The 13,048-nt window shown below is 69.5% G+C and carries 11 protein-coding genes; 5 read left to right on the top strand and 6 right to left on the bottom strand.

The window, feature by feature from the left end; all coding sequences use genetic code 11:
- Positions 1-7 precede the first annotated feature (7 nt).
- Both dmpG and Ade02nite_RS47680 read left to right on the top strand, forming a co-directional pair.
- Complete coding sequence (gene dmpG / locus Ade02nite_RS47675) at positions 8-1,021, top strand: 4-hydroxy-2-oxovalerate aldolase (protein ID WP_203778074.1); 1,014 nt, start codon at positions 8-10, stop codon at positions 1,019-1,021.
- 43 nt (positions 1,022-1,064) lie between these two features.
- Positions 1,065-1,838, top strand: a complete 774-nt coding sequence (locus Ade02nite_RS47680; RefSeq protein ID WP_203778075.1) for an IclR family transcriptional regulator — start codon at positions 1,065-1,067, stop codon at positions 1,836-1,838.
- A gap of 6 nt (positions 1,839-1,844) precedes the next feature.
- Here the strand turns inward: Ade02nite_RS47680 and Ade02nite_RS47685 are convergent, their stop codons facing one another.
- The 3 genes from Ade02nite_RS47685 to Ade02nite_RS47695 are packed head-to-tail and all read right to left on the bottom strand — an operon-like array spanning position 1,845 to position 4,489.
- On the bottom strand, positions 1,845-2,825 hold the full coding sequence (locus Ade02nite_RS47685) for an ABC transporter substrate-binding protein (RefSeq protein ID WP_203778076.1): 981 nt from the start codon (positions 2,823-2,825) through the stop codon (positions 1,845-1,847).
- A gap of 24 nt (positions 2,826-2,849) precedes the next feature.
- Positions 2,850-3,650 carry an ABC transporter permease gene (locus Ade02nite_RS47690; protein ID WP_203778077.1) on the bottom strand — a complete coding sequence of 267 codons (801 nt, stop codon included), beginning with the start codon at positions 3,648-3,650 and terminating at the stop codon, positions 2,850-2,852.
- On the bottom strand, positions 3,647-4,489 hold the full coding sequence (locus tag Ade02nite_RS47695) for an ABC transporter ATP-binding protein (protein ID WP_239169604.1): 843 nt from the start codon (positions 4,487-4,489) through the stop codon (positions 3,647-3,649). Before Ade02nite_RS47695 ends, Ade02nite_RS47690 begins: the two co-directional genes overlap by 4 nt.
- 492 nt (positions 4,490-4,981) lie before the next feature.
- On the opposite strand from Ade02nite_RS47695, the gene Ade02nite_RS47700 reads away from it, so the two are divergent.
- Both Ade02nite_RS47700 and Ade02nite_RS47705 read left to right on the top strand, forming a co-directional pair.
- Positions 4,982-7,384 carry a ricin-type beta-trefoil lectin domain protein gene (locus Ade02nite_RS47700; protein WP_203778078.1) on the top strand — a complete coding sequence of 801 codons (2,403 nt, stop codon included), beginning with the start codon at positions 4,982-4,984 and terminating at the stop codon, positions 7,382-7,384.
- Positions 7,381-8,814: an RICIN domain-containing protein gene (locus Ade02nite_RS47705; protein WP_203778079.1), complete on the top strand. Its 1,434-nt coding sequence runs from the start codon at positions 7,381-7,383 to the stop codon at positions 8,812-8,814. Before Ade02nite_RS47700 ends, Ade02nite_RS47705 begins: the two co-directional genes overlap by 4 nt.
- A 159-nt stretch (positions 8,815-8,973) precedes the next feature.
- Here Ade02nite_RS47705 and Ade02nite_RS47710 read toward each other — a convergent pair whose 3' ends face one another.
- Both Ade02nite_RS47710 and Ade02nite_RS47715 read right to left on the bottom strand, forming a co-directional pair.
- Complete coding sequence (locus tag Ade02nite_RS47710; protein ID WP_239169605.1) at positions 8,974-10,110, bottom strand: cellulose binding domain-containing protein; 1,137 nt, start codon at positions 10,108-10,110, stop codon at positions 8,974-8,976.
- 18 nt (positions 10,111-10,128) lie between these two features.
- Positions 10,129-11,502, bottom strand: coding sequence for a non-reducing end alpha-L-arabinofuranosidase family hydrolase (locus tag Ade02nite_RS47715; RefSeq protein WP_203778081.1), 1,374 nt, complete (start codon positions 11,500-11,502; stop codon positions 10,129-10,131).
- Between the two features lie 176 nt (positions 11,503-11,678).
- On the opposite strand from Ade02nite_RS47715, the gene Ade02nite_RS47720 reads away from it, so the two are divergent.
- Complete coding sequence (locus Ade02nite_RS47720; protein WP_239169606.1) at positions 11,679-12,650, top strand: SMP-30/gluconolactonase/LRE family protein; 972 nt, start codon at positions 11,679-11,681, stop codon at positions 12,648-12,650.
- Positions 12,651-12,783: 133 nt separating this feature from the next.
- Here Ade02nite_RS47720 and Ade02nite_RS47725 read toward each other — a convergent pair.
- The coding region (locus tag Ade02nite_RS47725) for an RICIN domain-containing protein (protein ID WP_203778083.1) at positions 12,784-13,048 on the bottom strand (265 nt) is incomplete at its 5' end.

Consider the following 13,048-nt stretch of genomic DNA (forward strand, 5'->3'; position numbering starts at 1 on the left):
GCACAGTATGACCCGCCTGTTCATCCAGGATGTGACCCTCCGGGACGGGATGCACGCCGTCCGCCATCGGATGGCGCTCGACGCCGTGGCGAAGATCGTCGGCGCGCTCGACGCGGCCGGTGTGGACGGCATCGAGGTCTCGCACGGCGACGGTCTCGCCGGAGGAAGCCTGAACTACGGCCCGGGCTCGCACACCGACCGGCAGTGGCTCGAGGTGGCGGCCGCGAACATCGGCCGGGCCCGGCTCACCACGCTGCTGCTGCCCGGCATCGGCACGATCGCCGATCTCAAGGAGGCGTACGCGCTCGGCGTCCGCTCGGTGCGGGTGGCCACCCACTGCACCGAGGCCGACGTGTCGGCCCAGCACATCGCGACTGCCCGCCAGCTCGGCATGGACGTCTCCGGCTTCCTGATGATGAGTCACCTGGCCGAGCCGGCCGTGCTGGCCGGGCAGGCGAAGCTCATGGAGTCGTACGGGGCGCACTGCGTCTACGTCACCGACTCCGGGGGCCGCCTCATGATGGACGGCGTCCGCGACCGGATCCGGGCCTACCGCGACGTCCTCGACCCGGCCACCGAGATCGGCATCCACGCCCACGAGAACCTCTCGTTGTCGGTCGCGAACTCCATGGTTGCCGTGGAGGAGGGCGTCACCCGGGTGGACGCCTCGCTGGCCGGCCAGGGCGCCGGAGCCGGCAACTGCCCGCTCGAGCCGTTCGTCGCCGTGGCGAACCTGCGTGGCTGGGAACACGGCTGCGACCTGTTCGCTCTGCAGGACGCCGCCGAGGACCTGGTGCGCCCGTTGCAGGACCGCCCGGTGCGGGTCGACCGTGAGACTCTCACCCTCGGCTACGCCGGTGTCTACAGCTCCTTCCTGCGCCACGCCGAGGTGGCCGCCGAACGGTACGGCATCGACGTGCGCACGATCCTCGTCGAGGTGGGCAAGCGGGGTCTGGTGGGCGGCCAGGAGGATCTGATCGTGGACATCGCGCTGGACCTCACCACGCATCAGCGTCACTGATATATGCCTCCTGGTGGAGGCCATGGTACGTACCATGCCTGGCATGGGTCATCCGCGCCCGTACGGTGACGGCCTTGGCCGGGGCGCCGGCAGCGTCCTGGGCAAGGCCCGGCTGATCCTCGAGGCGTTCGAGATCGACGACGCCCAGGTGTCGCTCTCCGAGCTGGCTCGCCGCACCGGCATCTCCAAGACCACGGTGCACCGCCTCGCCCAGGAACTGCTCGAGTGGGGCATGCTGGAGCGCTCGGACTCCGACTACCGCCTGGGGATGCGCGCCTTCGAGCTCGGCTCCCGCGTCCCCCGCTTCCGCGTGCTGCGCGACGCCGTGCGCCCGTACATGCACCAGCTTCATACGCTCACCAAGGAGACCGTGCACCTCGCCGTCCTCGACGGTCTGGAGGTCCTGTTCCTGGAGAAGCTGGCGGTCGGCCCCCGGGTCGCGCACCAGTCCCGGATAGCGGGGCGGCTGCCGCTGCATTGCACGGCGACCGGCAAGGCGCTGCTGGCGTACTCCTCCCCGGACGTCCTCGACGCGGTCCTGGCCCGCCCCCTGGAGCGGCTCACCCCGATGACCATCGTGGTCCCGTCGCTGCTGCGCGAGCAGATCCGCAAGGTCCGCGAGGTGGGCCATGCCCGGGAGAGCGAGGAGACCGCGATCGGCTACTGCTCGACCGCGGTCCCCTTGTTCGGAAGTAGTGGCGTTCTCCTGGGCGCGGTGTCGGTCACCGCGCCGACGTTCCGGGCGGACGTCGCGCGCTACGTCCGGGCTCTGACCGCCGTCCGCCGTGAGCTGGCCGCCGGCGACCACCTCAACTGATCGGCGTCACTTGGGGGCGTTCTGCGAATACCAGTTCTTCAGCAGTTGCTGGTCGAGGTCGGGCGCCGCGGAGATGAGCTTCTCCTGGACGAAGAAGTCGCCCGTGCTCTTCGCGCTGCTGACGTCGGTGCCGGTGATGTCGCGAACCGCGAAGTCGATCTGCCCGATGTTCTGCAGTGTCTGCTCGGCCGGAATCTTGACTGCCTTCTGCGTCGCGTCGGCGGCCCGCTGCGGGTCCTTCGCCACGATGTCACAGGCCTCGGCGATCACCTTGACGATCTTGCCGGCGACGGCCGAGTTGGCGGCGAGCCACTTCTGATCGGCGTCGATCCACTGAACGTATTTCATGCCGTAGTCGCCGATCGACTCCTTGATCGTCCCGCCCTGCTCGACGCCCTTGCTGATCCAGGGCTCGAAGACGACGTACGCGTCCACATCGCCGTTGCCGAGCAGGGCCGGGAAGTCCGGCGCGCTGGCGTTGACGAACTTCACCGACGCCCGGTCGATGTTCTTGCTCTGCAGGTAACGGGCGGCGGCGAGGGTCATCAGGCCGGGCGCCGTGGCCATCTTCTTGATCTGGCTGACGTCGGTGATTCCCTTGCGCCAGACCACCTTCAGATATTGCGAGGACTCCTGGAACACCGCCAGCGCCCGCAGGTCGGGTGACTTGGCCATCAGCGTGATGATGGTGGCATCCGAGTTCGCGGCGAGTTGAGCGACGCCGGCCACCACGGCATTCGTGATCGCCGGGCCGCCCTCGGTCTGTGTCAGCTCCACGTCCAGGCCGGCCTTGTCGAACAGGCCCTCCTGCTTGGCGAGGAAGAACGGCGCGTACGCGGCGTCGACGCCGACCGCGATCCGCACCTTTGCGGTCGCGCCGGTGGCGGAATCCGCCTTGGCCGCCGGCCGGGAGCAGCCGGCGAGCAGCAGCGCGCCGACCAATCCCAGTGCGGCCGTCGATCGTCCAAATGTGAACCAAGTGCGCATGGTGGTGCCCTTCGTTCGCAGGATCTATACCTTCACGCCGTAACGGCGCAGGAGCCGTCCGGCGCCGATGCGGATCAGCCGGTCGCACACAAAACCGAGCAGGCCGAGGGCGATGATGCCGACGAAGATCCAGTCGATGCGCCCGTAGTTGCGGGACTGCCAGATCATGGCGCCGATGCCGGTGTCGGCGGCTACGATCTCGGCCGACACGATGGTGAGGAAGCTGTTGCCCATGGCCAACCGGGCGCCGGTGACGATGTAGGGAATGGCGGCGGGCAGCACGACGGCGTGCAGCAGCTGCCATCGGTTCGCGCCGAGGCTCGCGGCGGCCCGAAGCTTCGACTCCTCGATCGCCAGCACGCCGGCGATCGTGTTGATGGTGACGATGAAGACCGACGTGTAGAAGATGAGCACGATCTTCGACATCTCACCGATGCCGAACCAGACGATCGCGAGCGTGACGAACGCGATCGGCGGGATGAACCGGAAGAACTCGATGTACGGGTCGAGCAGCCGGCGGATCGCCGGGACCCGGCCCATGAGGATGCCGATCGGACCGCCGACCACGACGCCCAGCGCCCAGCCGAGCAGGATGCGACGTGTCGAGGCAAGCACGGACTCGCCGAGCGAACCGTCCTTGGCAAGGTCGATCCCGGCTCGCAGCGTCTCCGCCGGCGACGCGACCAGCGCCGAGCCGTACCACCAGGCGACCGCCGTCCAGACGGCGAGGCCGGCGGCGAGGGTCACCACGGTCCAGGCGACACCCCGGAAACGCCATCGGCGGGCGGGCACGGCGCTCACCGGACGTTCCGCCACGGCGGTCATGCCGCCGCTCGTTCCGGGTCGATACCCTGGGCGCGCAGCGAGATGCGGACCTCCTCGCTGATGTCCGCACGCAGCCGGCTCCGCAGCTCCGCGAAGCCGGCGCTGCTCTCCTGACGCGGCCGGGGCAGGTCGACCTCATAGGAGCTCTTGACCCGGGCGCTGGGGCCCGCGGTCATGACCACCACCCGGTCGGCCAGCAGGATCGCCTCGTCGATGTCGTGGGTGACGAAAAGGACGGTGCTGCGGTGGGCCCGCCAGATCCGGTCCAGCTCCTGTTGCATCACCTCGCGGGTCTGCGCGTCCAGCGCGCCGAACGGCTCGTCCATCAGCACCACCCTGGGCTCGTTGGCGAGCACCCGCGCGATCTGCACCCGCTGGCGCATGCCGCCGGACAATTGGCTCGGGTATCGGCCGGCCGCGTGACGCAGCCCCACCAGACCGAGGTATTCGTCGACGATCTCGCGCTGCCGCGCCTGCGCGACACTGCGCATGCGCGGTCCGAAAGCGACGTTTTGCCGTACCGTCAGCCAGTCGAACAGCGCGTCGCTGTTCTGGAACACCACTCCACAGTCAGGGCTGGGAGAGGCCACTTCCCGGCCACCCAGCCAGATACGGCCGTGGTTCGGTGCCACGAAGCCGGCCAGCGCCATCAGGACGGTGGACTTGCCGCAGCCGCTGGGTCCGAGCAGGCAGATGAACTCGCCTTCGGCTATCTCGAGGTCGATACCGCTGACCGCCTGGAACGCGCCGAACCCGATGCCCACATCCTCGAGAACGATGCCCGAGTCGCGGACCGGCGGCGAGTCGCCGGACATCGCTACGTCGAAGTTGCTTGTCATTCAGGTGGTATATCGGGGCGTGGGACCAGGCAGAATGATCCCGGTCCGCTCAGCGAACCGGCGGTGCGATGACGCCGGGTCGGCCGGCACGCCAGCATCGCGGTTGCCGATGTTAACTTTCACATTCGCGCGGTCAGCAATTCTCCTACTCGGTGAAATGAACCGGTCTACCGGCCGCTGAAAAGTGTTACGCGGCTCCGCTGGGTAAGGTCGTTGCCCGCTCATCTGCCCATCGTGACGGCAGCGTACGGGCAGATATAGGGGATTTTGTCCGCCGTGGAAAGCGGCGAGCTCGCTTCACTCGTGCCGGTGATTCGCATCGACGAACATCACTTGACCGGCTTCTTGGTTAACGCTAACTTAACGGCCACGTAATCATCGGATCGGCGTGATGTGCCGTCTCCGGGTCGACCGCGGTGCCTTCGATAAGTGTGGACGCCGCGTACCGGTCATGACGTGCACCGCCGGACGGCCTTGGCGGAAGGAACCGAGATGGTGACGACACGTGCGGACCGGCTGTGGCGATCGCGCGGCTGGGCCGGGGTGGCGGCTCTGCTGCTGGTGCTGGCCGGCGCGCTGGTCGCGTTCCCCTCGCCGGCGCGGGCCGCGACGGCGATCACGATCAACGGCTCGTCCGGCGGCCGGGTGTTCGACGGGGTCGGGGCGATCAGCGGCGGCGGCGGCAACAGCCGGCTGCTGTTCGACTATCCGGAGCCGCAGCGCAGCGACATCCTCGACTACCTGTTCAAGCCCGGCTACGGCGCGGCGATGCAGATCATGAAGGTCGAGATCGGCGGGGACACCAACTCGACCTCCGGGGCCGAGCCCAGTCATGAGCACACCCGGGGCGCGGTGAACTGCGATCGGGGGTACGAGTGGTGGATGATGGCCCAGGCCAAGGCCCGCAACCCCACCATCAAGCTCGTCGGGTTGTCGTGGGGAGCACCGGGCTGGATCGGCAACGGCAACTTCTGGTCCAGCGACTCGATCGATTACCTGATCGCGTGGCTGGGCTGCGCCGCCTCGCACGGGCTGACGATCGACTACCTCGGCGGCTGGAACGAGCGCGGCCGCGACCTGAACTGGTACAAGAACCTGCGGTCGGCGCTGAACTCCCGCGGGTACGCCAACGTGAAGATCGTGGCGTCGGACGACTTCGGCTGGGGCTCCGCCGACGACGCGCTGCGGGACCCGGCGTTCGGCAACGCGGTGTCGGTGTTCGGCAGCCACTACGTCTGCGGATATCGCAGCGCGCAGACCGACTGCCCGAGCTCGGCGAACGCGGTGAACTCCGGCAAGACGTTGTGGGCCAGCGAGAACGGCTCGGACGACTACAACGCCGGCGCCACGGCGCTGGCCCGGGGCATCAACCGTGACTACATCGACGGGAAGATGACCGCGTACCTGAACTGGCCGGTCATCGCGGCGATCACCCCGAACGTGCCGTGGGCGACGACGGGGGTGGCGGTGGCGCCGCAACCCTGGTCCGGCTACTACTCCATCGGCAAGAGCACCTGGGTGATGGGCCACACCACCCAGTTCACCGCCCCCGGATGGCGCTACCTGGACAGCTCCACCGGCTACCTCGGCGGCAACCGCGCCAACGGCAGCTACGTCTCGCTGAAGTCGCCGAACAACACCGACTACAGCACCGTCATCGAGACGATGGACGCCGGTTCGGCGCAGGACCTCACATTCTCCGTGACCGGCGGGTTGTCGACCGGGACGGTCCGGGTGTGGTCGACGAACGTCCGGTCGAGCAACCCGGCCGAGCACTTCGTCCGGCGCGCCGACATCACCCCGTCCAACGGGTCGTTCTCGCTGACGGTCCAGCCGGGCTACGTCTACAGCATCACCACGACCACCGGCCAGGGCAAGGGCACCGCGGTCAGCCCCGCGCAGGGCACCCTCGCCCTGCCGTACGCCGACGGCTTCGACGGCTACGCGAGCGGGCGGCAGGCCAAGTACCTGTCGGACCACCAGGGCTCGTTCGAGGTGGTCGGCTGCGGTGGTGGCCGCGCCGGTCAATGCGTACGCCAGATGTCGGAGCAGGCGCCGATCTTCTGGACCTCCGGTCACGCCGAGCCGTTCACCCTGCTCGGCGACGTCAGCTGGCGCAACTACACCGTGTCCTCCGACGTCATGCTGGAGAAGTCCGGCTACGCCCAGCTCGTCGGGCGGGCCACCAACTACAACCACGACCAGCCGCAGAACCTCAACGCCTACTACCTGCGGGTCGCCGACAACGGGCAGTGGTCGATCCGCAGCAACAGCACCGGCGGCAACCAGCGGACCCTGGCCAGCGGCACCACCGCCGCGCTGGGCACCGGCCGCTGGCACAAGCTGGCGCTCACCCTCAACGGCAGCAGTCTGAGCGCGGCCATCGACGGCGCGACCGTCGCCACTGTCACCGACACCACGTGGATCGCCGGTCAGGTGGGCTACGCCACCGGCCAGGGCGTGACGGCCCAGTTCGACAACCTGACCATCACCCCGCTCGGCGGCGGCACCAGCCCCACCGGGGCGATCCGGGGCGCCGGTTCCAACCGCTGCCTCGACGTCAACGGGCAGAGCCAGGCCGACGGGGCGATCGTGCAGATCTGGGACTGCAACGACGGCGCCAACCAGACCTGGACGGCGACGTCGGCCAACCAGCTGACCGTGTACGGCAACAAGTGCCTCGACGCCCCGAGCGCCTCCGCCGGCGCCCGGATCCGGATCTGGTCCTGCACCGGCGGGGCCAACCAGCAGTGGCGGATCAACGCCGACGGCACCATCACCGGGGTCCAGTCGAACCTCTGCCTCGACGTGGTCGGCGCGGCCACCACCAACGGCTCGGCCGTCGCGCTGTGGACCTGCAACGGCGGCAGCAACCAGCAGTGGATCCGATCATGATCAGGTCGGTCGGCGGCCGTGCGGGCCGGGTCCTGCTCGCCGCGGCGCTCGCCTTCGCCGGCGCCGCGGTGATCCAGGAGCCGGCGCGCGCCGACACCCTGCAGTTCCGCGGGGTGAACTGGGCCGACCAGCGGGACAACTTCGCCGACGGGGTGCTGTACGTGTCGGGCCTGGGCGCGGCCGACACGTACGCCACCGCATCGGTCGTCGCCGACCGGGTGGTCGGCCAGCTCTACTCGATCACCGGCGCCAACACCGTCCGCATGCCGATCAACGAGCCGACCGTCGCGACCTACTGGAACACCTACACCGGCGCGATCGACCAGGCGCTCACCAAGGGCAAGGTGATCCTGGCCTACTGGGCGCACAGCGGCGGGCGGCCCGCCGACGTCGCGGCCTACAACCGGATGTGGAACACCGTCGTGGCCAGGTACGCCGGCAACAGCAACGCCTACTTCGAGGTCATCAACGAGCCGTACGGGTACTCCACGACCGAGCTGAACGACTTCTACTCCGCGTGGCTCACCCGGCACGCCGGCGTACCGCGCGACCGGGTCATCCTGGACGGCGCCGGGCTTGCCCAGAACGTCGCCGCGGTCGGCCGGGACGGCCGGTTGAACGGCACCCTGCTCGCCGTACACGACTATTCGTTCTTCGCCGGTTTCGAGGACGAGACCTCGTGGGCGAACCACATCGCGAGCTCCATCGGCGGGTACGCCTCTCGCACCGTGGCCACCGAGTGGGGTGGGCCGATGAGCCCGGGCAGCAAGAACGGGGTCTCGTACGGCACCATCGACTACAACATCCCCAGCGGCTCGTTCTTCGCCGACTACGTCCGAGGCGTCAGCGGCAAGCTGCGCGAGCTCGGCGTGGGCGGGGTCTACTGGCCCGGCTTGCGCGACGGCGACTGGTACAGCCTGACCCGGCGCACCGGCAGCGGCCCGGACCTGACCCTGACCCTGACCAACCCCTCCGGCCTCAACCGCCTGCGCTACTCGTGGGGGCTCGGCTCCGGGGGCAGCACGACGGTCCGCATCGTCAACGCGGCCACCGGCCGGTACGCCGACGGCCTGGGCCGCACCGCGTCCGGCTCCGACGTCGGCCAGGGCTCCGCCACCGCCGGCTTCAGCCAGCAGTGGGTGGTCGAGAACGCCGGCACCTACGTGCGGATCCGGAACCTGGGCACCGGGCTGTACGTCGACGGCATGGGCCGCACCGTCAACGGCAGCGCCGCCGGCCAGTACACCGGCGGAACGTCGGCCAACCAGCAGTGGACCGTGGTCACCGACGCCGACAACGTGCGGGTGCGCAACCGGGCCACCGGCTTGTACCTCGACGGCATGGGAAGGACGGCGAACGGGGCGAGCGCCGGCCAGTACAGCGATTCCGGCAGCGCCAACCAGCGCTGGAAGATCGTCGCCGCGGGATGAGGCAGGAGAGCATCGCCTACGCAGAGCCATCGGCGCGGCGGGGAGATCGCTTCTGGTGGTAGGCCGGAGCCTCGCGATGCCGCGCCGAACCGATCGGACCCACGACGAAGGTCACATCGTCGTGGGTCCGCTGACGGACCGCCCGGCCGGTGCCGGAGGTCAGCTGCCGGTGCAGGTGACCGTGGCGCCGCCGCCGTTGCCGGTGCCCTGCAGGCCGAAGGTCGTGCTCTGGCCGGCGGCCAGCCGGCCGTTGTAACTCTGGTTCGTGACCGTGACTGAGCCTGTGGTGCCGGTCGCGACGCCGTTCCACAGGGAGCTGATCGAGGCTCCTCCCGGCAGGCCGAGCGCGACGCGCCAGCCGCTCATCGCGGCGGCGCCGGCGGTGACGGTGACCGTGGCGACGAAGCCGCCGTTCCACTGGTCCTGCACCGCGTAGACCGCGGAGCACGCGGCGCCCGGCTCGGGCTGTGGCGTGTCCCCGCCGAGGGTCAGGTTCTTCTGCTGGACCTGCCACTGGCCGCCGCACAGGCCGCAGTCGGCGCCGACGAAGGCCCGGCCGGCGGCGGTGTCACCCTTGAGCCGCCACTTGAGGTACAGCACCGCCACCCGGCCGAACTCGCCGCCGTTGGCCTGGTCGTAGGTGCCGCCGTGGCCGACGTTCAGGTTGCCCATGAAGGCGGGCAGCCCGGCCGGGAGCTTGCCCCAGTCGTCCATGGCGTTCGGGTAGGCGATGTCGCTGGGCCCGCCGACGAAGTAGGCGATCGGCTTGGTCAGTCTGCGCAGCTGGTAGTCGTCGGCGTCGTTGAGCAGCCCGCTGCTGAAGATGGTGGTCGTGGTGATCCGCGGGTCGTTGGAGACCGCGTACGCCTCCAGGCCCCCGCAGGAGAACCCGCCGACCGCGATCTTGGTGGTGTCGATCTTGCCGTAGTACTTGCTGCCGGACCGGGAGCTCTCGGCCAGGGCCCAGTCGATGGACTGCGTGAGCATCGAGGAGGTGGTCGAGCCGGAGGCGTTCGGGCCGCCGTTGGCGATGGCGAGGAAGCCGTGCGAGGCGATCTCGCGGAGGAAGTTGTGCTGCGACAGGCCGTTGGCCGAGCACGCGCCGTTGCCCCACACGTACAGGGGAAGACGCTCCGCCGGCATGGTCTGCGGCCGGTAGATGGTGTGGTTGGGCAGGCCGGCCGAGGTCTCGTAGTCGGCGAGGTAGGGGCCGGAGCCGCCGACGGCGGCCTGGGCCGGCGCCGCGCCGAGCACGACGGCGGCGACGGTGACCCACCCGAGAAGAGCTCGTCTCATCGTCATCTCCGGGGGTCGTCAGCGCTGGCGGGTGAGCAGCCCGGGCCGCCACGGCAGGTTGTTGTAGTCGCCGCCGGCGTTGGGGTTCTTGCCCTGGTAGAGCAGCTGGAGGTTGCAGGCGTCGACGGTCTTGGTCTGGTCCGGGTTGGCGCGCACCAGGTCACCGTGGCTGATGTCGTTGGTCCAGGTGGCGCCGCTGTTGGCCTTGCCGGCGAACGGGTTGCTCTCGGTGGCGGCCTGCGGGGTCCACGTACCGCTGAGGCTCGTGGCGGTGAACGACCGGAAGTAGCGGCCCTGGCTGCCGATGGCCTCGACGAGCATCAGGTACTGGTTCTGGCCGGCCACCTTGTAGACCTCGACGCCCTCGAACAGGTTGTTCGTGGAGTCGGTCATGATGGTGGTGTAGGACGCGCCGAAGCTGCCCGGGAAGTTGCCGATCGGCATGCTCGCCCGGTAGATCCGGCCGTTGTCGCCGGCGAAGAACAGGTACATGTTCTGGCCGTCGCCGATGAGCGTCTGGTCGATGACGCCGTACGGGGCGTCGGCGATCGTCCCGGTGAACAGCGTCTGCGCGCTCGACCAGCCGTTGGCGTTCGCCGGGTCGGTGGACGTCTTGTAGCTGAACGACGTCGGTCCCCACTGGTAGGCCAGCACCCAGATGTTCTTCGGGGCGAAGTAGAGCAGCGTCGGCGCCACGGTGCCCTGGCTCATCCCGTTCTGGCTGGCCGAGGCCATGTCGGACCAGTTGGTGAACAGGCCGAAGTTCATCGAGCCGTACGAGCCGTTCGCCACGTTCGACGCGTACACCAGGTGTTTGCCGTTGTAGACGACGTTGGTGAAGTCCTTGAGCGACGTCCAGCCGTTCTTCGGCTCGGCCAGCGGGCCGGTCGAGGTCCAGCGGTAGCTCGACGGCAGGGTGCACGTGCCGCCGGGGTCGGGGGTCGACGGAGGCGGGGACGTCGGCGTGGTCGGCACGGTGCCGCCGGTGCAGGTCACGCCGTTGAGCGCGAAGCCGGCCGGGACGGGGTTGCTGCCGGTCCACGACCCGTTGAAGCCGAACGACACCGTGCCGTTGGTCGCGATCGACCCGTTGTAGCCGGCGTTCTTCGCCGTCACGGCCGGCCCGCTCTGGGTCACCGTCGCGTTCCAGGCCTGCGTCACGGTCTGCCCGGCGCTGTACGACCACGTCAGCGTCCAGCTCGACACCGCGTCGCCCAGGTTGGTGATGGTCACGTTGGCGCCGAACCCGCCCTGCCACTGCGACGACACGGCGTAGTTCACCGAGCAGCCGGCCGCGGCGGCGCCGGCCGGGCGGGCCACGGCGACGGCGGTCGCCGCCAGCAGTGCCGCGCCGGCCGCGGCGGCGAGCTTGCTCGATCTTGACAGGTTCATGGGGGTCTCCTGTCCGGGAGAGGACGGCGCGGGGAAGATCCGCTTTGTTAGCGTTCACGCCTCTTTCGCGGATGCTACGGGAGCGCTCCCATAGCCTCAAGAGATCGTGCTCGATCAATATGTTCGGCCCTGGCTCGGGTGTTATTTTCACATTTATGTTTATCAATGCATCAAGGGTGGCCGGTGCCGTGTGCCTGCTCCTGGCCGCCGCGCCGGCCGCCTCGGCCACCGCGCCCGGAGCGCCGCCTGGGGTGTGCGAGGCGCCCGCACCGGCCGTCCCACCCCTTCCCGGCCCCTCGTCGTCCGCCTCGCGGATCCAGGGCGGCTTCACCTTCCTCGAGGGCCCCGTCTGGATCGACCAGCCCGGCTATCTGCTCGTGTCCGACCTCGGCGCGGCCGCCGGCGCCCAGCAGGTCCAGCCGTCGACCATCCACCGGCTGATCCCGGGAGCGCCGCCCGAGACCTTCGTGGCCGCCTCGGGCAGCAACGGCCTGGCCCTGAGCCCGGACGGGCAGCAGATCATCGCGGCCACCCACGACAATCGCGGCGTCTCCGCGTTTCCATTGCCCGGCGGCGCGCGCACGCCGATCGCGGCCACATTCCAGGGCCGGGCGTTCAATTCGCCGAACGACGTCACGGTCCGCGCCGACGGCGTCGTCTACTTCACCGACCCCACCTTCCAGCGGGGTCGCCGCGGCGACGAGATGGGTGGCCGGACCGGAGTGTTCCGCGTCGTCGACGGGCAGGTGGCGCTCGTCGACGACACCCTCCGCCAGCCCAACGGCATCGCCTTGTCGCCCGACGGCCGCACGCTCTATGTCGGCGCCTTCGGGGAGAACCTCATCTACGCGTACGCCGTCGAGCCGGACGGCAGCACCGGCGCACGCACTGTTTTCGCCTCCATCGCCGGCCCCGACGGGGTGACGGTGGACTGCGCCGGCAACGTCTACTGGGTGTCGCACAACGAGGGCCGTGTGCATGTCTTCTCCCCGGCCGGCGTCGAGCTCGGCACCATCGCGGCCGGCCCGCAGGCCACCAACGCGGCGTTCGGCGGTCCCGACCGGCGCACCCTTTACATCACGGCCGGCCGGACCGGCGACTACGGGATCTCCAGCATCTCGCTCGGCGTGCCGGGATACCCGTATTGACGATCGTTTCCCCGAACACCCGGAGAGCGGGCTGCCGCCCGCTCTCCGGTGCCGATCGGCGGCCGGTGTCGCGTGCCTCATCCGGTCGCGGGTCCCGCGGTGATCGAGGCGAGGGCGCACCGGAAGGAGGCCCTCATCGCCGGCTCCACTGCTGGTTGACCGCGCCCGTGCAGGTCCACAGCAGGGTCAGGGTGCCGTTGGCGGTCTGGTTGTTGTTGACGTCCAGGCAGAGGCCGGATTGGTTGTCGCGGATCGTGCCGTTGGTTTGGAAGGTCCATTGCTGGTTGGTGCCGCCGTTGCAGTCCCAGATCTGCGCCTTTGCGCCGGCGGTGGCGCCCGGCGCCGCGTCCAGGCACTTGCCCAGAGCCTGCAAGGACTGGCCGGCGGTGGTCCACCGC

The organism is Paractinoplanes deccanensis (genome assembly GCF_016862115.1).
In the GTDB taxonomy this organism is placed as follows: Bacteria; Actinomycetota; Actinomycetes; order Mycobacteriales; family Micromonosporaceae; genus Actinoplanes; species Actinoplanes deccanensis.

What these genes read in the sequence shown, in the direction of transcription:
- Ade02nite_RS47685 (WP_203778076.1), bottom strand. Translation starts at nt 2,825, where the DNA reads ATGCGCACTTGGTTCACATTTGGACGATCGACGGCCGCACTGGGATTG.
- Ade02nite_RS47690 (WP_203778077.1), bottom strand. Translation starts at nt 3,650, where the DNA reads ATGACCGCCGTGGCGGAACGTCCGGTGAGCGCCGTGCCCGCCCGCCGA.
- Ade02nite_RS47695 (WP_239169604.1), bottom strand. Translation starts at nt 4,489, where the DNA reads ATGACAAGCAACTTCGACGTAGCGATGTCCGGCGACTCGCCGCCGGTC.
- Ade02nite_RS47700 (WP_203778078.1), top strand. Translation starts at nt 4,982, where the DNA reads ATGGTGACGACACGTGCGGACCGGCTGTGGCGATCGCGCGGCTGGGCC.
- Ade02nite_RS47680 (WP_203778075.1), top strand. Translation starts at nt 1,065, where the DNA reads ATGGGTCATCCGCGCCCGTACGGTGACGGCCTTGGCCGGGGCGCCGGC.
- dmpG (WP_203778074.1), top strand. Translation starts at nt 8, where the DNA reads ATGACCCGCCTGTTCATCCAGGATGTGACCCTCCGGGACGGGATGCAC.
- Ade02nite_RS47710 (WP_239169605.1), bottom strand. Translation starts at nt 10,110, where the DNA reads ATGAGACGAGCTCTTCTCGGGTGGGTCACCGTCGCCGCCGTCGTGCTC.
- Ade02nite_RS47705 (WP_203778079.1), top strand. Translation starts at nt 7,381, where the DNA reads ATGATCAGGTCGGTCGGCGGCCGTGCGGGCCGGGTCCTGCTCGCCGCG.
- Ade02nite_RS47715 (WP_203778081.1), bottom strand. Translation starts at nt 11,502, where the DNA reads ATGAACCTGTCAAGATCGAGCAAGCTCGCCGCCGCGGCCGGCGCGGCA.